This window comes from Streptomyces sp. NPDC096132 (assembly GCF_044763345.1).
GTDB lineage: Bacteria > Actinomycetota > Actinomycetes > Streptomycetales > Streptomycetaceae > Streptomyces.
Genome location: NZ_JBIWGA010000023.1, coordinates 1 through 21477, shown reverse-complemented (window position 1 = coordinate 21477; position 21477 = coordinate 1). Strand labels below are relative to the sequence as shown.

General features: G+C 72.7%; 23 protein-coding genes and 1 pseudogene. 16 read left to right on the top strand and 8 right to left on the bottom strand.

Translation table 11 applies throughout. The annotated features are described in order from the left end of the window. Positions 1-535, bottom strand: a 535-nt coding sequence (locus ACIRF9_RS39140; RefSeq protein WP_403832486.1) for a MarR family winged helix-turn-helix transcriptional regulator, incomplete at its 3' end; no start/stop codon positions are given. Positions 536-805: 270 nt separating this feature from the next. Between ACIRF9_RS39140 and ACIRF9_RS39135 the strand changes: the two genes are divergently transcribed. The 12 genes and pseudogenes from ACIRF9_RS39135 (at position 806) to hemC (ending at position 12332) form a co-directional block, all read left to right on the top strand. Then, a complete protein-coding gene (locus ACIRF9_RS39135) occupies positions 806-1756 on the top strand; it encodes an SGNH/GDSL hydrolase family protein (protein WP_403832484.1) in 951 nt (316 codons plus the stop codon). A gap of 95 nt (positions 1757-1851) precedes the next feature. Continuing rightward, the gene (locus ACIRF9_RS39130) at positions 1852-2895 is read left to right on the top strand and encodes a zinc-binding dehydrogenase (RefSeq protein ID WP_403832482.1); all 1044 of its coding nucleotides are present in this window, start codon (positions 1852-1854) and stop codon (positions 2893-2895) included. 84 nt (positions 2896-2979) lie between these two features. Then, positions 2980-4167 carry a histidine kinase gene (locus ACIRF9_RS39125; protein WP_403832479.1) on the top strand — a complete coding sequence of 396 codons (1188 nt, stop codon included), beginning with the start codon at positions 2980-2982 and terminating at the stop codon, positions 4165-4167. Positions 4168-4436: 269 nt separating this feature from the next. After that, positions 4437-5645, top strand: a complete 1209-nt coding sequence (locus ACIRF9_RS39120) for a sensor histidine kinase (protein ID WP_403832477.1) — start codon at positions 4437-4439, stop codon at positions 5643-5645. Continuing rightward, positions 5642-6331, top strand: a complete 690-nt coding sequence (locus ACIRF9_RS39115; RefSeq protein WP_403832475.1) for a response regulator — start codon at positions 5642-5644, stop codon at positions 6329-6331. The genes ACIRF9_RS39120 and ACIRF9_RS39115 overlap by 4 nt, the downstream gene beginning before the upstream one ends. Before the next feature lie 153 nt (positions 6332-6484). Continuing rightward, positions 6485-7468, top strand: coding sequence for an ATP-dependent DNA ligase (locus tag ACIRF9_RS39110; RefSeq protein WP_403832473.1), 984 nt, complete (start codon positions 6485-6487; stop codon positions 7466-7468). 156 nt (positions 7469-7624) lie between these two features. Further along, positions 7625-8401, top strand: a complete 777-nt coding sequence (locus ACIRF9_RS39105) for an NPP1 family protein (protein WP_403832471.1) — start codon at positions 7625-7627, stop codon at positions 8399-8401. Between the two features lie 98 nt (positions 8402-8499). Then, positions 8500-9520, top strand: a pseudogene (locus tag ACIRF9_RS39100) (questin oxidase family protein). Between the two features lie 27 nt (positions 9521-9547). Next, the gene (locus ACIRF9_RS39095) at positions 9548-10066 is read left to right on the top strand and encodes a hypothetical protein (RefSeq protein ID WP_403832469.1); all 519 of its coding nucleotides are present in this window, start codon (positions 9548-9550) and stop codon (positions 10064-10066) included. A 34-nt stretch (positions 10067-10100) separates the two neighbouring features. Next, complete coding sequence (locus tag ACIRF9_RS39090) at positions 10101-10565, top strand: GNAT family N-acetyltransferase (protein WP_403832467.1); 465 nt, start codon at positions 10101-10103, stop codon at positions 10563-10565. A gap of 145 nt (positions 10566-10710) precedes the next feature. Further along, a complete protein-coding gene (locus tag ACIRF9_RS39085) occupies positions 10711-11334 on the top strand; it encodes a hypothetical protein (RefSeq protein ID WP_403832464.1) in 624 nt (207 codons plus the stop codon). Between the two features lie 62 nt (positions 11335-11396). Then, the gene (gene hemC / locus ACIRF9_RS39080) at positions 11397-12332 is read left to right on the top strand and encodes a hydroxymethylbilane synthase (protein ID WP_403832461.1); all 936 of its coding nucleotides are present in this window, start codon (positions 11397-11399) and stop codon (positions 12330-12332) included. A gap of 18 nt (positions 12333-12350) precedes the next feature. On the opposite strand, the gene ACIRF9_RS39075 is transcribed toward hemC, so the two are convergent. From ACIRF9_RS39075 to ACIRF9_RS39060, 4 genes are all read right to left on the bottom strand, one after another. Then, positions 12351-12869 (bottom strand): hypothetical protein, encoded by a 519-nt coding sequence (locus ACIRF9_RS39075; protein ID WP_403832459.1) that lies wholly within the window; start codon positions 12867-12869, stop codon positions 12351-12353. Positions 12870-13084: 215 nt separating this feature from the next. Continuing rightward, on the bottom strand, positions 13085-13945 hold the full coding sequence (locus ACIRF9_RS39070; RefSeq protein ID WP_403832457.1) for an ABC transporter permease: 861 nt from the start codon (positions 13943-13945) through the stop codon (positions 13085-13087). Beyond that, positions 13905-14732 carry an ABC transporter ATP-binding protein gene (locus tag ACIRF9_RS39065; protein ID WP_403832456.1) on the bottom strand — a complete coding sequence of 276 codons (828 nt, stop codon included), beginning with the start codon at positions 14730-14732 and terminating at the stop codon, positions 13905-13907. Before ACIRF9_RS39065 ends, ACIRF9_RS39070 begins: the two co-directional genes overlap by 41 nt. Next, positions 14729-15184 carry a MarR family winged helix-turn-helix transcriptional regulator gene (locus tag ACIRF9_RS39060; protein ID WP_403832454.1) on the bottom strand — a complete coding sequence of 152 codons (456 nt, stop codon included), beginning with the start codon at positions 15182-15184 and terminating at the stop codon, positions 14729-14731. Before ACIRF9_RS39060 ends, ACIRF9_RS39065 begins: the two co-directional genes overlap by 4 nt. Positions 15185-15433: 249 nt before the next feature. On the opposite strand from ACIRF9_RS39060, the gene ACIRF9_RS39055 reads away from it, so the two are divergent. Continuing rightward, entirely contained in the window at positions 15434-16225 is a 792-nt protein-coding gene (locus tag ACIRF9_RS39055; protein ID WP_403832452.1) for an RNA polymerase sigma factor SigF, read from the top strand. 30 nt (positions 16226-16255) lie between these two features. Here the strand turns inward: ACIRF9_RS39055 and ACIRF9_RS39050 are convergent, their stop codons facing one another. Beyond that, entirely contained in the window at positions 16256-16591 is a 336-nt protein-coding gene (locus tag ACIRF9_RS39050; protein ID WP_403832450.1) for an ANTAR domain-containing protein, read from the bottom strand. Positions 16592-16695: 104 nt separating this feature from the next. On the opposite strand from ACIRF9_RS39050, the gene ACIRF9_RS39045 reads away from it, so the two are divergent. Further along, a complete protein-coding gene (locus ACIRF9_RS39045) occupies positions 16696-17499 on the top strand; it encodes a VOC family protein (RefSeq protein WP_403832447.1) in 804 nt (267 codons plus the stop codon). Positions 17500-17516: 17 nt separating this feature from the next. On the opposite strand, the gene glgX is transcribed toward ACIRF9_RS39045, so the two are convergent. After that, complete coding sequence (glgX, locus tag ACIRF9_RS39040) at positions 17517-19634, bottom strand: glycogen debranching protein GlgX (protein ID WP_403832753.1); 2118 nt, start codon at positions 19632-19634, stop codon at positions 17517-17519. Positions 19635-19660: 26 nt separating this feature from the next. Next, positions 19661-20173, bottom strand: coding sequence for a pep a2 (locus ACIRF9_RS39035; protein WP_403832445.1), 513 nt, complete (start codon positions 20171-20173; stop codon positions 19661-19663). A gap of 227 nt (positions 20174-20400) precedes the next feature. Here ACIRF9_RS39035 and ACIRF9_RS39030 point away from each other — a divergent pair, with 227 nt between their 5' ends. Together ACIRF9_RS39030 and ACIRF9_RS39025 are read left to right on the top strand one after the other, a co-directional pair. Beyond that, positions 20401-20700, top strand: coding sequence for a DUF5133 domain-containing protein (locus ACIRF9_RS39030; protein WP_403832444.1), 300 nt, complete (start codon positions 20401-20403; stop codon positions 20698-20700). Between the two features lie 158 nt (positions 20701-20858). Beyond that, on the top strand, positions 20859-21477 hold a 619-nt coding region (locus ACIRF9_RS39025; RefSeq protein WP_403832442.1), incomplete at its 3' end, for a maltotransferase domain-containing protein.

The window sequence follows — 21477 nt, the reverse complement described above, 5'->3', positions numbered from 1 at the left end:
CGACTCCCACAGCGCCAGCCAGGCCGGGGATGCCGGTGGCCTCGGCGGCGTCTGCCGGGTCGCCCGTCTCCGCCAGCAGGACGTCCGCCATACGGCGCACCAGCCGGGCGAGCAGCCGTACTTCGGCCGGCGACCAGTTCGCGAGGACCAGCTGCATGCCGCGCGCCCCCGCGTCGCCGAGCCGGGCCACGGCGTCCTCGCCGAGGGGGGTGAGGCGGATGCGCCGGGCCCGGGGATCGTCGGGGTCGGGAATCCGGGTGACGTAGCCGGACTGCTGGAGCCGCTGCACCTGGCGGGTGACGTGGGAGGCCTGCACGGCGAGCGCCTGGGCGAGCTCCCCCGGGCGCAGGGGGTCGTGCTCGGCGATCCGGCGCAGCATCGCGACGGCGGCCCGGTCGAGCGGTACGCCCGCCATCGCGACGAGTCGGTCGTGCTGGCGGGCGCGGACGCTCAGATAGGCGACGCGGGTGAGGGCGCGTTCGATGTCGACCGCTGCCGGCGAGGCGGGGGGCACTGCGGGCGGTGAGGGGGACATGGGCCTCACCCTACCCTTCTCCTTGCCTAACTCAAGTAAATCCCGGCGCTTGCTTGACTCAAGTAATCCGCATGTGTTTGCCTAACTCAAGCAACCCGACCGGAGCCGCCTTGAGCGGAGGCGGCTCCCCGGCGCCGAACCCGTGGGGACGGGGATCGGCGTGTGGTCCCCGGGTCCGGCGGCCGACTCCCTCCCCCCTGTCGGCATCCGGGCCCGGGGGCACCTCCTCCGGCGTGAACCCCGTCCGGGGACGACAGACAGGACCCGTCCATGAAGACACCCGTACGAGCCGCGCTGGCCGGGGCGCTCGCCTGCGGTGTGCTCACCACCGCGATCGTGATCGGCGGGCACGACGACCTGACCGACCCCACCCCGCCGCGCGGCCCGTACGTCGCGCTGGGCGACTCCTACACCGCGGGCCCCGACATCCCGGCCCGGACCGGCACCCCCGTCGGCTGCGACCGCTCGGACCGCAACTACCCGACGCTGGTCGCCAGGCGACTGGAGGTGCCCGCCGGGGACTTCCGCGACGTCAGCTGCAGCGGGGCGACCCTGGCGGACCTGACCGCGCCGCAAACCACGGACCACGGCACCAATCCCGCGCAGCTGTCCGCCCTCGACGGCCGGACCCGGCTGGTCACCCTCGGCATGGGCGGCAACGACATCGGCTTCGCCCCGCTGGTGAGGACCTGCGTGAAGTCGGGCGTGCTCACCTTCGCCCTGAAGAGCCTGCAGGTGGGTACCGGGAGCGCGCCCTGCCGTGCGCGGTACGTCTCCGACGGCACCGACGAGATACGGCGGCGGATCGACGCGGCGGACGAGCGGCTGGCCAAGGCCCTGGCCGAGGTCCGCCGGCGCGCGCCGAACGCCCGCGTCTACGTCGTCGGCTATCCGGCGATCCTGCCGTCGCACACCACCGGGTGCGGCGACGAGATGGGCCTCGCCGCCGGGGACGTCACCTACCTCCACGAGAAGGAGCAGCAGCTCAACGCGATGCTCCGGGAGCGGGCCGACCGGGCCGGCGTCGGCTACGTCGACACGTACACGCCCTCGGTCGGGCGCGACGCCTGCGCCGACCGGCGGGTGCGCTGGGTCGAGCCGCTCGTGCCCCTCGCCCCGGCCGCCTCCGTCCACCCCAACGAGCGTGGCGAACAGGGCATGGCGGACGCCGTCCTGAAGACTCTCGGCGTCCGACCAAAACCGATGACCGACAACCGATGACCGATAGCCGATGACCAACAACCGATGACCAACAACCGATCAACGATCACCCGTTGAGCGCGATCACCCCATAGAGCAAGAGAGGTTCTCCCCCCATGAGCACGATGAAGTCCGTCCGGACCGGCGGAGTCGACAAGGTCGAGGTCGTGGACGTCGAGAGGCCGGTGCCCGGTCCCAAGGACGCCCTGGTCCGGATCCGCGCCTGCGGCATCTGCGGCACCGATGTCACGTTCCTGCACATGGGTGGCATGCCGGCCCGCGCCCATCTCGGCGGCGAACTGGTCCCGGTGCCGCTCGGCCACGAGCCGGCCGGTGAGATCGTGGAACTCGGTTCCGAGGTGGACGGCCTCGACATCGGCGACCGGGTGGTCGTCAACCCGCAGGACGCGCCCACCGGGATCATCGGCTGCGGCGGCAGGTTCGGCGGGATGAGCGAGTTCCTGCTGATCGAGAACGCCGAGGTCGGCAAGAGCGTCGCCGTCTTCCCCGACACCGTGCCCTTCGACGTGGCCTCCCTCAACGAGCCGATGGCGGTGGCCCGGCACGCCGTCAACCGTTCCGAGGCCAAGCCCGACGACAAGGTGGTGGTGTTCGGGGCCGGGCCGATCGGCCTGGGCGCGGCGATCTGGCTGAAGCTGCGCGGTGTGGAGCACGTGGTGGTCGTCGACGTCATCCCCTCCCGGCTGGAGAAGGCACTGGCCGTGGGGGCGGACGCCGTCGTCAACTCCGCCGAGGAGGACGTGGCCGCGCGCCTGACCGAGCTGCACGGGCAGAGCGCCAACGCCCTCGGCCAGCCCCGGCCCGGCACCGACGTCTTCATCGACGCGGCCGGTGTGGCCGCCGTCTTCAACACCGTGGTGAACTCCGCCAAGTGGGGCGCCAAGCTGGTGATGGTGGCGGTGCACAAGAAGGGTTCCGAGATCGACCTGGGCGGCATGCTCCGCAGCGAGCTGACCCTGGTCGCCTCCCAGGGCTACCCGACCGAGATCTTCGAGGTCACCCCCGAACTGGTCGAGCACCAGGAGCGGTTCGCCAAGCTGATCAGCCACCGCGTCCCGTTCTCCGAGGTCGACCGCGCCTTCGAACTGACGCTGACGCCGGGCGCCGCCGAGAAGGTCGTCGTCACGCTGGACGACTAGTCCCAAGGGGCGGGGTGCCGGTCGTCGGCGCATCCTCGACCGGCACCCGGCCCCACCCCCTCCTCACGACAGGAACGGCACTCCATGCGCGCGACCCTGCGACAGGCGGCGCGGGCCACGGTCCACCTCGTGCTGGCCGCCGCCATGGCCTTCGGGTCGTATCTCTTCATCACCATCCTGCTGATCACGGCCACCGGCGCGGTCGCGGTGGTCGGGGTCTGGCTGCTGCCCGAGACCGTGCTGCTGATCCGCCGGATCGCCGGGGCCAAACGGCGGCTGACGGCCTCCTGGACCGGCCGGGAGATCACCGAGGCGTACGCGCCGATCACCGGCCCGGTGCGGGAGCGGCTGCGGACGGCCGTGCGCGATCCCGGGACGCTCACCGACCTGCGCTGGATGGCCGCGTACTACGCCTACGGCTGGCTGACCGTGCTGATGCTGCCGCTGTGGCCGGCGGGGCTGGTCGTCGACGGTGTGTGGAGCGGGCTGCTGGGACGGAGGGCGTTGGTCCTGCCGCTGATCGTCCGGCTGGCCGACGTCGAGGCGGGCTGGTCGGCGGCGCTGCTGCGGCCCTCCCCCCGGGCACTGCTGGCCCGGCGGGTCGAGCAGCTCACCGCGACCCGGGCGGACGCGGTCGCCGCGCACGGCTCCGAACTGCGGCGCATCGAGCGGGACCTGCACGACGGGGCGCAGGCCCGCCTGGTCGCCCTGTCGATGCGGATCGGGCTGGCCCAACGCGCGTACGCCGCCGACCCGGACGCCGCGCGCAAGCTGCTCGCCGACGCGCAGGACCAGGCCGAGGAGGCGCTGACCGAGCTGCGGCACGTGGTGCGCGGCATCCATCCGCCGATCCTCACCGACCGGGGGCTGGTGGGGGCCGTACGGGCGCTTGCGGCAAGGTGGGGGTCCCCCCGCTCGAGCGAAGCCGAGAGTGGGGGAGGGCTGCGCGTGACCGTACAGACGGACGGTCTCCCCGACGAGGCGCGGGCGCCTGCCGCAGTGGAGGCCGCCGCCTACTTCGTCGTCGCCGAGGCGCTCACCAACGCGGCCAAGTACAGCGGATCCGACCGGGCGGAGGTGATCCTGGCCCGCTTCCGGACCGGGCTGAGCGTGCGGGTGCGCGACGAAGGATGTGGCGGTGCGGACGAGAGCGCCGGATCGGGGCTGCTGGGTATGCGACGCCGGGTGGCCGCGCTGGACGGGGTGATGCGGGTGAGCAGCCCGGTGGGCGGGCCGACGGTGGTCGAGGTGGAGCTGCCGTGCGTCTGGTGACGAGGTGAACGGCTCCGGCACAGCCCCCGGATCGTGGTGGCCGCCGCGCTGATCACGGCTGCCGAAGTGGCGCGACCGGGCGCTGCCCTCACCCGGGCCGTGCACCCGGGAGGCGGCTCCGGTGGAACGTGAGGCCCGCCCCTGCCCCACCGTCCCCCGGTTGTCCGGGGAAGGTCCGTCCCTGTGCGCGCCGCCGCACAGGAGGACCCCGCCCGTCGTCCCGCGACGGGCGTCGCCCACCATGGGACCAGCCCCGACCGGAGAACCCGATGTTCATCCCCTGGCAGCGCTACGCGGACGACCACTCCCGCACGGTCGACACGATGACGGCCGCCCTGCTGTTCGCCGCCTTCCTGTTCGGCAGCGAGATCACCATGCCCCGCGCCGACCAGCCGGACGCGACGGTGCCGACGATCGTCCTCGCGGCCGTCTCCTGCGGGACGCTGCTGCTGTGGCAGCGCACCAGGCCCCGTACGAGCGTGGTGGTCACCGCGTGCTGTGTGGCCGGCGCCGGCGCGCTGGGCCATCTGATCACCCCGCTCCTGTTGAGCCCGACGATGCTCGCCCTGTACCGGGTGGCGGCGACCACCCGCCGCCGGACGACCCGTCGGTGCTACCTCGCGGCCGTCGCGGTGATCGTCCCCGGAGCCCTGGTCCTGGACCCGGTCGACCACCCGTGGGTGATGAAGACGATCAGCCCCGTGATCTGGCTGCTGTTCCCGGTCGTCACCGGCAGCCTCGTCCGGCTCCAGCGGCGGTACGTCGAGGCGGTCCAGGCCCGTGCCGAGTACGCCGAGCGCGGCCGCGAGGAAGAGGCGCGGCACCGGGTCGTGGAGGAACGGGTGCGCATCGCGCGCGAGCTGCACGACGTCGTCGCCCACCATCTGGCACTGGCCAACGCCCAGGCGGGCACGGCCGCGCACCTCGCGCGCACCCACCCCGACCAGGTGCAGCGCATCCTCGACGACCTCGCCGGGACGACGTCGTCGGCGCTGCGCGAGCTGAAGGCGACCGTGGGCCTGCTGCGCCAGGCGGACGAGGGGGACGCGCCGCTCGCCCCGAGTCCCGGCCTCGGACAGCTGGCCGAGCTGACGCAGACGTGCGCCTCGGCGGGGCTGGACGTGCGGATCGACCTGGAGGGCACGGCCCGGCCGCTCACGCCCGGCGTGGATCTGACGGCGTACCGCATCGTGCAGGAGGCGCTGACCAACGTCACCAAGCACGCGGCGGCGCGCACGGCGCAGGTGCGGCTGAGGTTCGGCCGCGACCGGCTGACGATCACGGTCACCGACGACGGCACCGCCGTGCCCTCCGGGGCGACCGAGGGCCGGGGCTTCGGCCTGATCGGCATGCGCGAGCGGGCCCACTCCGTGGGCGGCGCCCTCCAGGCCGGGCACCGCCCCGGGGGCGGCTTCCAGGTCACCACCCGGCTCCCCCTGTACCCCGACACTCCCGCACCCCGAGAACGGACCCCATGACCATCCGCGTGCTCCTCGCCGACGACCAGGCCCTGCTGCGGGCGACCTTCCGGATCCTGATCGACTCCTGCGACGACATGGAGGTGGTCGCGGAGGCCACCGACGGCGCGGAGGCGATCGAGCTCGCCCGCGGCCACCGGCCGGACCTGGTCCTGATGGACATCCGCATGCCCGGCACGGACGGGCTCGCGGCCACCGCCGCCGTCTGCGCGGACCCGGAGCTGTCCGACACGCGTGTGCTGATCCTGACGACCTTCGAGATCGACGAGTACGTGGCCCGCGCGCTGCGGGCCGGGGCCAGCGGTTTCCTCGGCAAGGACGTCACCGCCGACACGCTGCTCGACGGCATCCGCACCGTCGCGGCCGGCGAGTCCCTCCTCTCCCCGCTCGCCACCCGGTCCCTCATCACCCGCTTCCTCACCTCCCCCACCGAGGGCGCCCGTCTCGCGGCCCCCTCCGACCTCGCCGGGCTCACCGCCCGCGAGCGCGAGGTGATGGCCTGGGTGGCGGAGGGCCACTCCAACGAGGAGATCGCCGAGAAGCTCTTCGTCAGCCCCCTCACCGTCCGCACCCACGTCCACCGGGCGATGACCAAGCTCGGCGCCCGCGACCGCGCCCAACTGGTCGTCATCGCCTACCAGACAGGCCTGGTCCAGGCCCCGCCCCCGTCGGCCGGGGGCCGCTGAGAGCCCCGTGGACGGGCCGTTACGTCGTGCTCTGCACCGGCGACCGGCCGAGCCACCTGGGCGTCTTCGGCTTCTGCGGCGCCTGAGCCCCCGTTCAGGGGAAACCGCCCCGCCGTGCGCGTGGTGCGGGTCGGCCCCGTCGACAACTCACCCATGCCCCTTCCCCTCGTCTCCCCCATGCTCGCCACCCCCGGCACCCTCCCTCCCGCCGCCCAGGACGCGCGCTGGGCCTACGAGACCAAGCAGGACGGTCAGCGGGCCGTGGTGTATCTCGCCGGGGACGGGAGCGTCGGGCTGCGGGCCCGGTCGGGGGAGGACATCACCGTCGCCTATCCCGAACTGCTGCCGCTGGGCAGGGCTCTCGGGCCGATGGCTGCCGTGCTGGACGGGGAGGTGCTGGCGCTCGACGAACAGGGCCGGGCCGACTTCCAGTTGCTGCAGTCCCGGATGGGGCTCGTGGGGTCGCCGGGCAGGGCGGCGCGGATGGCGGCCACGGTGCCCGTGCACCTCGTGCTGTTCGACGTGATGCACCTCGGTGCGGACCCGCTGCTGCGGCTGCCCTATGCCGAGCGCAGGGCGCGGCTGGAGGCGCTGGGTCTGGAGGGGCCGTTCTGGTCGACGCCGGGCGCGCTCGTCGGACACGGGCGGGAGGCCCTGGAGGCGACCCGTGCCCACGGTCTGGAGGGCCTGGTCTGCAAGCGGCTGGACTCGGTGTACGAGCCCGGTGTGCGCTCCCGGGCCTGGATCAAGATCCGCAACATGCGCACCGCCGACGTGCTCGTCGGGGGCTGGTCGCCGGGGAGGGGCCGGCTGACCGGGCTGCCCGGGGCCGTGCTCGTCGGGCAGCGGACCGGGGCGGGCGGACTGCGGTACGTGGGCAGCGTCGGCACCGGCTGGAGCGAGGCCGAACGCACCGAACTCGCGGCGCTGCTGCGGGCCGCCGCGACCGACGTGTGCCCCTTCGACGCCGTACCGCCGGCCGCCGGCGCCCATTGGGTCGTGCCGAGGCTGGTCGGCGAGGTCCGCTACAGCACCCGTACCCGGGCGGGGCTGTTGCGCCAGCCCTCCTGGCTGAGGCTGCGAGCGGACCTGGCACCCGAGGAGTCGGCGGCGGACCTTCCGGACACTTCCGCCTGACCCGGCACCGAGCGACCAACTATTGGGCTGCGCTTCATCATTGATACGCCTGCGACCCCTTGGCGCGGAAGTGAAAACCGTGGAAGCTGGGCTTCCCTTTCAACTCCCCCTTCCCCCACAGCCGTTCGGCTGCGCCCGGTTCCCGAGGAGGACGCAGTGTCGTCACCCACGTTCAAGGCCCACCGCAGGAGATGGCTCACCGGTCTCGCCGGCGCCGGTGCTCTCGTCCTCGCGGTCCCCTCGGTCGCCTTCGCGGCCCCGCCCCAGGCACTGCCGCAGAACGCCGAGGCGGCGGAACTGACGTACCAGCCCGCGTTCGACTACGACACGGACGGCTGCTACCCCACGCCGGCCATCGGCCCCGACGGCACCATCAACGGCGGCCTGAAGCCCACCGGTTCGCTCAGCGGGGACTGCCACGACGCGTCCGACCTGGACAACACCAACAGCTACTCGCGCTACAAGTGCAACAACGGCTGGTGCGCGTACATGTACAGCCTGTACTTCGAGAAGGACCAGGCCATCGCGGGCAGCAGCATCGGCGGGCACCGGCACGACTGGGAGCACGTCGTGGTCTGGGTGCAGAACGGCACGGTCCAGTACGTCTCGACGTCCAACCACGGCTCGTTCACCGTGCACGCCGCGTCCGAGGTGCGGTTCGAGGGCACCCACGCCAAGGCCGTCTACCACAAGGACGGCATCAGCACCCACTGCTTCCGGCTCGGCAACTCCAACGACGAACCGCCGGAGAACGACAAGCACACCTGGCAGTACCCGCCGCTGGTCGGCTGGAACGGCTACCCGGCGGGCCTGCGCGACAAGCTGAGCGCGTACGACTTCGGCAGCGCCAACTTCGGCCTCAAGGACGCCAACTTCGCCGGCAACCTGACGTCGGCGAAGCCGTCGGGGATCGCCTTCGACCCCAACGCGTAGACGGTGAGGGGGATCGGTCCCGGGGCCCACCCGAGCCGCCCGCGGCTTCCGCCCCGCGGCCGATCCCCGTCCGCCGTCCGCTGCCCAGTGTCCCGTGCATGACCCCACACGAGGACACGAGCGGACGGCTGGACGAGGCATTCGAACGGCTCCACACGTCGGGACCGGAGCGCCTCGGGCGGCTCTCCAACCACGCGCCGATGGTGGTCGAGTCGCTGGCCGCGCGGGGCCGTTCCGGGGCCGTGCACCGCTGGCTGGACCTCTACCAGGACAGGCTGGAGGGGTTCCCCTCCCCCGTGGCCCCGGTGACGGACGCCGACTGGCGCGAGGCGCTGGGCGACATCCGCCGGGCCGCCGACTGGGTCGCGTACTTCACGCGGGGCCCTCGCCGAACTCCCGTGGCACGACCTCCTCGCCGAGTGGTGGCCCCGCCTGCTGCCGGGGCTGTACGGCGCGGCCACCCACCCCGTGATCCGGGTGGGCCACGCCGTGCGGGCCCTGGAGGCCGAGGAGAAGGCGCCCCGACGCGCCGAACTCGCCCACGCCCTGGGCTACTGGGCGGCCCGTCACCGCCCCGTCTCCGGCATCACCGCGCTGCCCGGCGCACCGACCGCCGCCCGCTCCCTGGACGCCGTCCCCGCGATCACCCCGGCGAGCGGACCGTTCCCCGTGCGGCTGGCCGCCGTCCACGCGCTGCCCGTCTGGGCGGACGAGGTGAGCGACCCGGACACCGCCCGCGCACGCCTCACCGAGCTGGTCCGGGCCGCGACCCACCGCTACGCCACCCACGGCCACGGCGAGGAGACCATGCTGGTGCACGCGGCCACGGCCCCCAACACCGTGCTGCGCACCCTCCATTCGCTGTCCCGCGCGCTGTGGGCGCGGAGTCTGCGCGCGGCCTGGACGGCGTCCGCCGCGGTCACCGCCATGTACGCCCCGGCCGAACCCGTCGCCTGCGCACCGCCCGCCCGGCTCACCGCCGAGGAGGTGGTCGAGCGTGCCCTCGCCCACGGCGACGAGCACGTCATCAAGCTGACCGACACCGCCCTGGACGTCGGGGACGAGCGGGCGCCGGCCGCCGCCCAGCGGGCGATCGAACTGAGCCGGCCGCTGGTCTGAACGCGACGGGCACCGCATGATGGCCGAATGGATCTTCACGACGAACTGCCGCCCGCCGTCCGGGCGAAGGAGCTGCTCGCCCTCGCCGAAGAACACCATGCCCGCCCCGCCCGCCCGCTCGGCACGCACGAGGTCGTCGGGCACCTGGTGAAGGCGTACGCGCTGCGGGCGCCGGGCCGCACGGTGTCCGGGCCGTTCGCCGAGGAGGCGCTGCGGATCGCCGCCGGTCAGCTGGCGCTCGCGGAGCAGCGGGGCTCGCTGGGCCTCGCCGTACTGATCGCGCACGCGGGCGGCGACGGCGACTACGTGCTGCTCCTCACCTGGATCGAGGGCGACATGGCGGACCTCGCCGTGTTCACGGGCCCGGCCGGACGGCCGCAGGAGCTGCGGCCGGGGCGGGCCGGGCTCGCGCCGTGCGTGTGGGAGGCGGCCGTGTTCGCCCATGAACGCGACGCGTTCGCCCGCCGGGTCCTCGACGGCACGGGCCCGCTGACGGAACGGCTGGCCGCCTGGAGCACGGACACGGTCGAGGGGGACCTCAGGTGACGGCTTCTCTCCTCACGGGCGAGAGGGCCCCGCGATGACCGCCCCCGTCGTACGGCACGCCGAGCGCGCCGACCTGCCCCGCGTCGCCGAACTCGCCGCCCGGCACGCGGAGTACGAGAAGGCCGCCCCACCCGCCCCCGGTCTCGCGGAGCGCCTGGCCGTGCTGCTCTTCGACACCCCGGCACCCCGGCTGCGCTGCCTGGTCGCCGAACTCCCCGGCGGCGAGGTCGTCGGCTACGCCACCTGCGCGCCCGAGCTCTCCACCTGGGACGGCCGCGAGTACCTCCACCTGGACTGCCTGTTCCTCGCCCCGGGCCACCGCGGGCTGGGCCTCGGCGCCCTGCTGATGAACGCGGTGACCGAGCAGGCCCGCACCCTGGGCCTGCCCGAGGTGCAGTGGCAGACCCCCGCCTGGAACCAGGGCGCGATCCGCTTCTACGACCGTCTCGGCGCCCGGGGCCAGGACAAGCGCCGCTTCTCCCTGCCGGTGGGCCCGTGACGGACGCCCGGCAGCTGTACGAGGAACTGCGGGACGGCGGTGGCGGCGATGCCGTGGAGTCGTGGCTGGCCTGGGCCGAGGTCTCGTACCGCGCCGACCTCCTGACCTGCGCCGCGCATCTGCGGGGCCGCCCGGAACCCTCGGCGTGGCGTACGGAGTTCGTCTGGGAGCTGTACGCGCTGAGCCGGGTGAGCGATCTGCTGTTGCTGTCGCGTACGCCGGCTGGTTCGCCCGGCTCGGCATGGTGCCCTTCGAGGAGGCGGGGGCGTTCGATCCGTTCCTGCACGAGATCGTGGAGGTCGAACAGGCCGAGGACCCGGACGAGCCGGTGCGGATCACCGAGGTGGTGTGGCCGGGGCTGTGGCTGGGGTCGGTGCTGTTCGCCCGCGCAGGGGTCCGGGTGCGGGCGGGCGCCCGGCACGCCGAGCGCGGGGTGGCCGACCGGTCGCCGCTGTACTGGGCGCATCTGCGCCGGCACCGGCCGACCGTGGACGAGTCCCAGGGCTGGGGGCACAACTCGCCGTGGCGGACGGACTTCCGCGTGGACCTCCGCACCCCGGCGGGGGACGTCCTCAACGCCCTCGGACCGGACGGCACGCTCGACGCCGACGACGACGCCTTCACCGGGCTGCTGAGCCGGGCGGAACGGCTCGACCTGCTGCGCCACCGCTGTCTGCCGCGCGCCCCGGAGCACCTCGGCCCGTTCGGCACGCTCTCGCACCGATGGGCCGCGGATCTTTACCCCTTCGACTTGCGGTTCACACCGTGACGCGGGGCCGAATAGGGCCAAGCGGTGCGGAGCGGGGGCCGTAAGGGTCTATCGTGTCCCGCATGTCCGTCCCGGAACTGATCCGTATCGTCTCCCGCGACTCCCCCATGGCCCTGGCCCAAGTGGAGCGTGTCCGCGCGGAGTTGGCCGTCCTGCATCCCGGTGTGCGCACCGAGGTCGTCCCCGTGAAGACGACCGGCGACAAGTGGATGGGCGATCTGTCCAAGGTCGAGGGCAAGGGCGCGTTCACCAAGGAGGTCGACGCCGCGCTGCTGGCCGGTGAGGCGGACCTGGCGGTGCACTGCGTCAAGGACGTCCCGGCGGACCGTCCGCTGCCCGCGGGCACGGTGTTCGCCGCGTTCCTGAAGCGGGACGACATCCGGGACGCCCTGGTCCACCCGGGTGGTCTCGCCCTGGACGAGCTGCCGGCCGGGACCCGTATCGGCACCTCCTCGGTGCGCCGGGTCGCCCAGCTGGCCGCGACGCACCCGCACCTGGACTGCGTGCCGTTCCGCGGGAACGCCAACCGGCGGCTGGAGAAGCTGGCGGCGGGCGAGGCGGACGCGCTGCTGCTGGCGGTGTCCGGCCTGGAGCGCATCGGGCGGACGGACGTGATCAGCGAGGTGCTGTCGCCGGAGACGATGATGCCGCCGATCGGCGCGGGCATCCTCGCGCTGCAGTGCCGCGAGGGCGACAGCGACCTGATCGACGCCGTGAGCGGGCTCGGCGATCCGGCCACCCACCGGGAGGCCACGGCGGAGCGCATGTTCCTGCACGTCCTGCAAGGCCACTGCAACAGCCCGATCGCCGGGTTCGCGCAGGTGGACCGCAGCGGCGAACTGTCCCTGCGGGCCTGTGTGTTCACCCCGGACGGCAAGGTACGGCTCAACGCCCACGAGTGGGCGGGCCGGCTCGACCCGGCCACGCTCGGCACGTCGGTGGCGGTGGCGCTGCTGCGTCAGGGCGCCCGGGAGATCATCGACGGCATCCCGCACTGAGTGAGGCGGGCGCCGCGTTCAGGCGGTGCCCTCCTCGGCCGCCAGGTCCCGCAGGAAGTCGCTGACCTGGTGGGCCAGGCTGTCCCGGGTCGTCCCCGTCGGGACGGCCCCCTCCTGCAGTCCGATGCCGCCGGTCCACAGCCGGCGGTCCGCCCACTCGTCGTCGACGCGCAGCTGGACCTGCACGTCCACCTGGCCGAGCGCGGCCTCGGGGCCCGCGGCGTACAGGACGGCGGTGGCGCGGCGCAGCGGGTAGACGTCGAAGCCCTCGATGAACTGCGAGTTGCGCCAGTCGATGAACGCGCTCTCGCCCTCGGGCCCGATCCGCACGTCGATCTGGCCGTCCTCGAGGTGGATGGTGGAGTGTCCGGCGCCCCGGTTCTCCACGGTCACCCGCAGACAGAAGTACGTCAGTCCCTCGGCCGCGTCGTCACGGCCCCTCGGCGGCTCGGACTGCTCCAGACGGTGGACACGGACCCGCAGACCGGCATGCTCGTCGTACTCCTGCCAGTCTCCGACCACGTTCGGCTCGTACACAGTCCACCTCTCGACTTCTACGGGCTGCTTCCTATCCGTGGGCTCAGCGCACTGTCAAATGAGCAGAATGCGCTGTGGCCAGGGGGTTCACCCCTTTTGATCGTCGATCAAGCCGTGCGCAGGAAGAATCCGCCGAAGGCCGCCGCGGGGCGCTCCGCGGGCGTGCCGCACATCACGTCCCGGACAAGATCGGCGGACAAGATCGGCGGACCGGGTCAGCGGGCGAGCCGGCCGAGCAGTCCGGAGGCTGCGGTGATGCCGAGCGCGGCGGCCAGGAGGAGCACTCCGAAGTCGAGGGCGAGATGCGCGGGCGTGCCGAGGAGGAGGCCGCGCAGGGCGTCCACCTCGTAGCTGAGGGGGTTGACCTTGCTGACCGTCCGGAGCCAGCCCGGCATGATGGAGAGCGGGTAGAGGGCGTTGGAGCCGAAGAACAGCGGCATGGTGATCGCCTGGCCGAAGCCCATCAGCCGGTCGCGGCTGAGGACGATGCCCGCGATGGTCATCGACAGGCAGGAGAAGAAGGCCGAGCCGAGGACGACGATCGCGGCGACACCGAGCAGCTTCAGCGGGTTCCAGGTCAGGGCGACGCCGAGGACGGCGGCGATGAGGACCACGACGACGGCCTGGATCACCGACTTCACCCCGGCCGCGAACGCCTTGGCGGTGATCAGCGCGGAGCGCGGGGTGGGGGTGACCAGCAGTTTGTTGAGGACGCCGGCATCGCGCTCCCAGATGATGTGGATGCCGTAGAAGATGGCGATGAACATCGCGGACTGGGCGATGATGCCGGGCGCCAGGTAGTCGATGTAGGGGATGCCGTCGGTCGGGATCGCCTTGACGCGGGTGAAGGTCTGGCCGAAGATCAGCAGCCAGATGGCGGGCTGGACGGCCCGGGTGTACAGCTCGGTGCGGTCGTGGCGGAGCTTTTGCAGTTCGACGGCGCACAGGGCGGCGACCCGGGCGGGGAGCAGCCGCCAGCCGGCCCGCGGCCGGGGCGGCCGCAGCAGCAGGTCGATGCCCTGCTCGCGGGCGCGGTCAGCCGACGCGCTGAGCGGTGCGGCGGGTGCTTCGGACATCGCGGAAGTCTCCTGAACTGTCGTCGAGGCCGCTGCCGGCGACGTCCCGGAAGACGTCCTCCAGGCTCGGCAGCGGGTCCGTGGCCGCGGCGCCCCGGCGGGCGCCGAGCCCCTGTCGCAGCTCGGTGGGGGTGCCGAGGGCCCGGATGCGGCCGCGGTGCATCAGACCGACCCGGTCGCAGTACTGGTCGGCCTCGTCCATGTAGTGGGTGGTCACCAGAACGGTCATGCCCGTGGCCTCGCGTACGGCGGTGATGTGCTCCCACACACCGGTGCGGGCGATCGGGTCGAGGCCGATGGTCGGCTCGTCGAGGATCAGCAGCCGGGGCGCGCTGACCAGGGCCTGGGCGAGCTCGAGGCGCCGGACCATGCCGCCTGAGTAGGTGCCGGCGAGCCGGTCGGCGGCGTCCGTGAGGTCGACGGCGGCCAGGGCCTGGGCGACGCGTGCGCCGCGTTCGCGGCGGGGCACGTCGAAGACGCGGGCGAACAGGGCGACGTTCTCCCGGCCGGTGAGGTTCTGGTCGGCCGACAGCTGCTGCGGGACGTAGCCGAGCAGGCGCCGTACGGCCATGCGGTCGTGGGCGGCGTCCCGGCCGAAGACGGCGACCATGCCGGCCGGGACGGGCAGCAGGGTGGTGATGCAGCGGATGGCGGTGGTCTTGCCCGCTCCGTTCGGGCCGAGCAGGCCGAAGACCTCGCCCTCGTGGACGGTCAGGTCGAGCCCGTCGACGGCCCTGGTGTCCCCGAAGGCGTAGGCGAGCGCGGTGCAGGCGACGGCGGCGGTCATGACTCCTCGGCCTCCTCGTGCAGGCTGACGGCGAGCGAGCGCAGCGCCGGCAGGGCGGCCCGTAGGGCCTCCTGGTCGGCGGCGTCGAGCCCGGTGACGTGCCGGCGGACGAGCGCGGCACGCCGCTGCTTCCAGGCGCGCAGCCGGGTCTCGGCCGCCTCGGTGAGCAGCAGCCGGACGGCACGCCGGTCGGCGGGGTCGGTCTCACGGACCAGGTAGCCGTCCCCGACCAGGCGGTTGACCAGGGTCGAGACGGAGTTGCCCGCGAGGTACAGCTCCTTGGCGGCCTCGGAGACACCGATGCCCGGCCGTGCCTCGACGAGCCTCAGCAGCTCGACCTCGGCGCCACGCAGCCGGGGCACGGTCAGCCCGGCGCGCAGCCGGCGCCTGAGCAGCCGCTGGATGCCGACGAGCGCGTCGGCGAGCTCTTCCGGGAAGGTCTCCTCGTCCACACCCCCGAGATTACCTCTGACTCAGAGGTAATCCACCCAAGGGAAAGCCAAAAATGGGACCCACACAAATAGGACTAACCGTTTCAGAACACCCATCGGTGGGCATGGGCACAGAAGTGCTTCGGACAGGAGGCACGTCTGTGGGACCCCGCCGAGCGGGCCGCCCCGGGCGATCCGTGAACCGTCCGAGCGCGCGCTGTCCCACGGTGTCCGTCCATCCATCGGCACCCTCTGAGGAAGGCGCGCCTGATGCGTACCACCGTCAGATCGAAGCAGCACCCCCACGACGACGCCCCGGACACCGCCGAGTCGTTCGTCCGGCTGGCAGCGCTGCCCGACGGACCCGAACGCCAGGCGCTGCGGGACGAGCTGGTCCGGCTGTGGCTGCCCATGGCCGAGCGGATCGCCGTCCGCTTCCGCGGCCGCGGTGAGGCCCTGGAGGACCTCTACCAGGTCGCCGCCCTCGGGCTGGTCAAGGCCGTCGACCACTACGACCCGGACCGGGGACGCGCCTTCGAGGCGTACGCGGTGCCGACGATCACCGGGGAGATCAAGCGCCACTTCCGTGACCACATGTGGACGCTGCACGTCCCGCGCCGGGTCCAGGACCTGCGCAACCGGGTGCGGCACGCCACCAAGGAACTCGCCCAGACCACACCGGGCAGGGCCCCGACCGTCGCCGAGATAGCCGCGTACGCGCAGCTCAGCGAGGACGAGGTGAACGCGGGCATGGAGGCGCTGGAGTGCTTCACCGCGCTGTCGCTGGAGGCCGAGATGCCCGGCACCGACGGCTACGCCCTGACGGACGCCCTCGGCGACCGCGACCCCGGCTACGACACCGTCGTCGACCGCGTCGCCGTGGCGCCGTGTCTGCGGGCCCTGCCGGAGCGCGAGCGGACCATCCTGTACCTGCGGTTCTTCCAGGGCATGACCCAGAGCCGCATCGCCGAGCAGCTGGGCATCTCGCAGATGCACGTCTCGCGGCTGCTCAGCAGTTGCTTCGCGCGGCTGCGCGAGGAGGTCGTCCCCGGGGCGAACTGAGCCGTCGCGGGCCGGGCCGCGCCGCGGGTCTCACTCCAACGGGGGTGCGCCCGGGATCTGCGTCGGGCCGTGCTGGTCCAGAAGTGTCTCCAGCTCCATCCGGATCTCCTCGGGCATCTCCCCGTTGCGCCCCCAGATGAGGATCAGCTCCGAGACATTGCGCAGCTTGATGTTCGTGTGCTGCGAGACCTCCCGCAGGATCAGCCATCCCTCGTCCGGCGTGACGCGCCCCAGGGCGACGATCACGCCGATCGCCTGGTCCACCACGGCATGGGAGGCGACCGCCTCCTTCAGCTGGTCGACCTCCTGCTGGAGCCGGAAGATCCGGGCCGTTTCGTCGCCGGGTCCGCGCGGTACTCGTGGCACCTCTCCATCGTGCCACCGGGGCACTCGGCAGGCGCCCGGACCGGTTACGGCCGGACACTGGTGGAAGGCCCCTGCCGGCCGACCGACACAGGAACGCGAGCGCCATGAACGACCAGCCGTCATCACTCCCCGGTGCCAAAGAGGTCCTCTCCACGCACGCCGTGTTCGGCGCGCCCTGCTGGGTGAGCCTGACCAGTCGCGACCTGGAGGCCACCCAGGAGTTCTACGGGGCCGTGCTGGGCTGGCAGTGGCGCCGCGGCACCCTCGGCGGCCATTTCCGCACGGCGCTGGTCGACAACGTCCCCGTGGCCGGGATCGCCGCCGTCGCCGCGATGTGGCAGATGGCGGTCGCGTGGACGCCGTACTTCGCCGTGCCCAGCGCGGACGAGGCGGCCTCCCGGACCCGGGAGCGCGGCGGAACCGTGGCGGTGGGGCCGATCTCGCTGCCGCCGGGCCGGGCGGCGCTGCTGGCCGACCGGGAGGGCGCGACCTTCGGCGTCTGGGAGGGGAAGCTGATCGGCAACTGGGAGGCCTGGCGGCAGGCGGCACCGTCCTTCATCAGGCTCCACACCCGCGACGCCTTCGACTCCGCGATCTTCTACGGCGAGATCCTCGAGTGGGCCACGGACCGGCCCGGCTGCTGCGAGGTGCGCTACGAGGGCGGCGAGGTCGTGCTGCGCAGCGGGGGCGACGTCGTGGCGCGGATCGAGTCGGGCGCGCTGGAGGCGGCCCCCGATCCGACGATCCGGCCGCACTGGCAGGTCCACTTCGCCGTCGCGGACGTACCGGGGTGTGCGCGGGCCGCCGAGAAGCACGGTGGCAGCGTGCTGCGGGAGACGGCGGAGGAGGCGATCCTGCGGGACCCGGACGGGGCGCAGTTCACGGTGACTTCGCACCGTCAACGGTAAGGGATCTCACCTCCCTTTCATTCTGAGCGGCGTGGGGGCCTGGACAACACGATCAGACTGCGGGACTCAACGGTCACCTCTGCGCCTGCCTTGTACTCCGTTTCGTCGCGGCCTTCGTCCGGTTCCGCCGTGTCGGCGCAGACCGTCCAGCGTTCTCCGTACGCGGCGCCGGGCAGGCGGAACGGGACCGGTTCCCAGTAGCTGTTGAACAGGAGCAGGAACGAGTCGTCGACGACGGGGCGGCCCCGCGGGTCGGGTTCGGCGATGGCGTCGCCGTTGAGGAACACGCCGACGCTGTGGGCGTCGGAGCGCAGCCAGTCGCGGTCGCGCATCTCTCGGGAGTCCGGCTGGAGCCAGACCAGGTCGGGCAGCGGCTGCCCGGCGTGGGTCACGGTCTCGCCGTGGAAGAACCGGCGCCGGCGCAGCCCGGGGTGGGCGGCGCGCAGGGCGACCAGCCGTCGGCAGAAGTCGGTGAGCCGGCGCTGCTGCGCGGTGAGCCGCCAGTCGATCCAGGAGACCTTGTTGTCCTGGCAGTAGGCGTTGTTGTTGCCGCGCTGGGTGCGGCCGAGTTCGTCGCCGTGGCTGAGCATCGGGATGCCCTGGGAGAGCAGCAGCGTGGCGAGGAGGTTGCGCTGCTGCCGGGCCCGCAGCTCGAGGACGGCCGGGTCGTCCGTGGGCCCTTCCACCCCGCAGTTCCAGGACCGGTTGTGGCTCTCGCCGTCCCGGTTGCCCTCGCCGTTGGCCTGGTTGTGCTTGTCGTTGTACGAGACGAGGTCGCGCAGGGTGAAACCGTCGTGCGCGGTCACGAAGTTGACGCTGGCGCGCGGTCGGCGCCTGCTGTGGGCGTACAGGTCGGAGGAGCCGGTCAGCCGGGAGGCGAACTCGCCGAGCGAGTGGGGCTCGGCCCGCCAGAAGTCCCGTACGGCGTCGCGATACTTGCCGTTCCACTCCGACCACAGTGGCGGGAAGTTGCCCACCTGGTAGCCGCCCTCGCCGACGTCCCAGGGCTCGGCGATCAGCTTGACGCGGCTGATCACCGGGTCCTGCTGGATCAGGTCGAAGAACGCCGACAGCCGGTCCACCTCGTGGAACTGCCGGGCCAGGGTGGCCGCGAGGTCGAAGCGGAAGCCGTCGACGTGCATCTCCGTCACCCAGTACCGCAGCGAGTCCATGATGAGCTGCAGGACGTAAGGGTGCCGCATCAGCAGGCTGTTGCCGGTGCCGGTGGTGTCGTAGTAGTGGGACCAGTCGCCGTCCACCAGCCGGTAGTAGGAGGCGTTGTCGATGCCGCGGAAGGAGAGGGTGGGGCCCTTCTGGTTGCCCTCGGCGGTGTGGTTGTAGACGACGTCGAGGATCACCTCGAGCCCCGCCGCGTGCAGCGCCCTCACCATCTCCTTGAACTCGGTGACCTGCCGGCCCCGGGTGCCGTGGGCGGCGTAGGCGTTGTGGGGCGCGAAGAAGCCGATGGTGTTGTAGCCCCAGTAGTTGGACAGGCCGCGGTCGGTCAGCACGCCGTCCTGCACGAACTGGTGGACCGGCATCAGCTCGATCGCCGTCACGCCCAGCGAGGTGAGGTGCTCGGTCACCGAGGGGTGCGCGAGGCCGGCGTAGGTGCCGCGCAGCGTGCGCGGGACGTCGGGGTGGGTGCGGGTCAGTCCGCGGACGTGGGCCTCGTAGATGACGGTGTCGGCGTACGAGCGCCGGGGCGGGGTGTCGTCGCCCCAGTCGAAGGCGGGGTCGGTGACCACGCCGAGCAGGGTGTGCCCGGCGCTGTCCGCCGGGTCGGGGCGGTCGCCGGCCCGCTCGAAGAGGGAGGCGTGGTTGTCGGTGCGGCCGTCGACGGCGCGCGCGTACGGGTCCAGGAGCAGCTTGGCCGGGTTGCACCGGTGCCCGGCGGCCGGGTCCCACGGCCCGTGCACCCGGTAGCCGTAGCGCTGCCCCGGGCCGATCCCCGTCAGATAGCCGTGCCAGACGAAGCCGTCGACCTCGGTCAGCGGGACGGTCCGATGGCTGCCGTCGTCGTCGACGAGAACCAGTTCGACCCGCTCGGCGACCTCGCTGAACAGGGCGAAGTTGGTGCCCTTCCCGTCGAAGTCGGCGCCCAACGGGTAGGGGTGCCCGCTCCAGGCGGGCACCCCTGCGGTCCGGTACGGCCGTGAGGTCACCGGGCGTCCTCCAGCACCCTGCGCTCCGCGAGAGCCGGGGCGGCCAGCGCCGCCACGGGCAGTTCGCGGGGCACCGGGCGGCCTTCGCGCAGGTTCGGCGCAGGCGCGGTCGGCACCAGCGGGACCCGCTCGCCGGACCGGGCCCGCTGCGAGAACCAGATGACCTTGGCGCCGGTGTCGGTGGCACAGCAGCCCCACCCGTCGCTCATCGCGGCGATCCGCTCCAGGCAGCCACGCAGGTCCTGGTCCGGGCGCAGCTCGCGGTCGTTGCCGCCGACGGCCGTGATCAGGTGCTGACCGTTCCACCACATCTCGATCGAGATGGACTTGTCCGTCGCGTGCTCGTCGATCGCCTTCAGCAGCATGTCGGCGCCGCCGCAGACGGGGTCGACGAGGTTCTCGAGGTCCCAGTACTTCAGGTGAGCGGCCAGGATCCGGTTGACCTGTCCGACGCGCTCCGGACTGACGTCCACGTCGAGGTGGTAGTAGCAGGGCACTGCGGTCTTCATCGTCGTTCGCTCCTCACCGGCGAGGCTCCCGCTCCGGGGGCCCCCGCGGGCCGAATATACGGAGGGTGAGCGCTGGTCGCTTCTGAGTCACCTCCCACAGTGCGGGCGTTAGTCCATTCGTGCAACACGAGCGCACTCCCGAGGTGATTGAAGATCCAACAAGACGCTGGGTGGCGGCGCGTGCACCATGAGTGAAACATTCATCGAGCCCGAAAGGTGACTGCGTCATGCTGCTACCGGCCAAGACCGAGGTCGCCAGGCAGTTGCGGCGGTACCGGGCGTGGGAACGCGTGATGCTCGCGTCCCCTGCCGACCGCGCGGTGCGGGCTACTTTCGAGGACTCGGGCTACACCCTGTGTGTGCTCATGGGAAAGCGCTGCGCGCGCGAGGCCGCGGACGCGGCGGAGCGCTATCTGCGCACAACTCTCGCTGTCTACCTGCAGGAACAGGACGTGCGGCCCCGGCCGGCCGGGGCCGTGCGACGCGGCGGCCGAGCGGTGGCGCGGCTCTCTCCGGCCCTGCGGTGAGGCTGCGCCCGTTCCGGGCGGGAAGCGGGAGCCGGGCGGCGGTCCCGGCCGACAACACGACGAGAAGCCCGGCCGGCGGCCAGACGGATGACGCGGCGCAGAACCGCGCGGCCGGTCCCGCCGTTAGCCCGGCCATGAGCACAACGAAGGTGAGAAAGATGAGTGCGACCCCTGTCATCGGCCGTATCCCGGTCCGCGAGGTGCGGCCCGCGGTGGAGGGCGGCAGGCGCCCGGCCAAGGCCATCACGGGGGAGAGCTTCCAAGTGACGGCGACCGTGTTCGGGGAAGGACACGACGCCGTCGCCGCCAATGTCGTCCTGCGCGGCCCCAAGGGCCGTCGCGGACCGTGGACCCCGATGCGTGAACTCGCCCCCGGTTCCGACCGCTGGGGCGCCGAGGTCACCCCGGACGCGCCGGGCCGCTGGACCTACACGGTCGAGGCGTGGAGCGATCCGGTCACCACGTGGCGGCACCACGCCCGGATCAAGATCCCGGCCGGCATCGACACGGGGCTGGTCCTGGAGCAGGGCGTGGAACTCTACGCGCGCGCGGCGGCCGGAGCGCCGAAGGGCCGGGCCCGTACGACGATTCTGAAGGCGGCACGGGCCCTGGGCGACGACTCCCGTCCGGTCTCGGCCCGGTTGGCGGCGGCGCTGACGCCGGAGGTGGACGCGGTCCTGGCCCGGTATCCGCTGCGGGAACTGGTCACCGCCTCCGAGCCGTTGCCCCTGCTGGTGGAGCGGGAACGGGCCCTGTACGGCTCCTGGTACGAGTTCT

Excerpts from the sequence above, each read along its gene's own strand:
- ACIRF9_RS39125 (WP_403832479.1), top strand. The coding sequence starts at position 2,980 with ATGCGCGCGACCCTGCGACAGGCGGCGCGGGCCACGGTCCACCTCGTG.
- ACIRF9_RS39055 (WP_403832452.1), top strand. The coding sequence starts at position 15,434 with ATGCGTACCACCGTCAGATCGAAGCAGCACCCCCACGACGACGCCCCG.
- ACIRF9_RS39035 (WP_403832445.1), bottom strand. The coding sequence starts at position 20,173 with ATGAAGACCGCAGTGCCCTGCTACTACCACCTCGACGTGGACGTCAGT.
- ACIRF9_RS39115 (WP_403832475.1), top strand. The coding sequence starts at position 5,642 with ATGACCATCCGCGTGCTCCTCGCCGACGACCAGGCCCTGCTGCGGGCG.
- ACIRF9_RS39045 (WP_403832447.1), top strand. The coding sequence starts at position 16,696 with ATGAACGACCAGCCGTCATCACTCCCCGGTGCCAAAGAGGTCCTCTCC.
- ACIRF9_RS39090 (WP_403832467.1), top strand. The coding sequence starts at position 10,101 with ATGACCGCCCCCGTCGTACGGCACGCCGAGCGCGCCGACCTGCCCCGC.
- ACIRF9_RS39110 (WP_403832473.1), top strand. The coding sequence starts at position 6,485 with ATGCCCCTTCCCCTCGTCTCCCCCATGCTCGCCACCCCCGGCACCCTC.
- ACIRF9_RS39135 (WP_403832484.1), top strand. The coding sequence starts at position 806 with ATGAAGACACCCGTACGAGCCGCGCTGGCCGGGGCGCTCGCCTGCGGT.
- ACIRF9_RS39030 (WP_403832444.1), top strand. The coding sequence starts at position 20,401 with ATGCTGCTACCGGCCAAGACCGAGGTCGCCAGGCAGTTGCGGCGGTAC.
- ACIRF9_RS39070 (WP_403832457.1), bottom strand. The coding sequence starts at position 13,945 with ATGTCCGAAGCACCCGCCGCACCGCTCAGCGCGTCGGCTGACCGCGCC.
- ACIRF9_RS39130 (WP_403832482.1), top strand. The coding sequence starts at position 1,852 with ATGAGCACGATGAAGTCCGTCCGGACCGGCGGAGTCGACAAGGTCGAG.
- ACIRF9_RS39120 (WP_403832477.1), top strand. The coding sequence starts at position 4,437 with ATGTTCATCCCCTGGCAGCGCTACGCGGACGACCACTCCCGCACGGTC.
- ACIRF9_RS39065 (WP_403832456.1), bottom strand. The coding sequence starts at position 14,732 with ATGACCGCCGCCGTCGCCTGCACCGCGCTCGCCTACGCCTTCGGGGAC.
- ACIRF9_RS39095 (WP_403832469.1), top strand. The coding sequence starts at position 9,548 with ATGGATCTTCACGACGAACTGCCGCCCGCCGTCCGGGCGAAGGAGCTG.
- hemC (WP_403832461.1), top strand. The coding sequence starts at position 11,397 with ATGTCCGTCCCGGAACTGATCCGTATCGTCTCCCGCGACTCCCCCATG.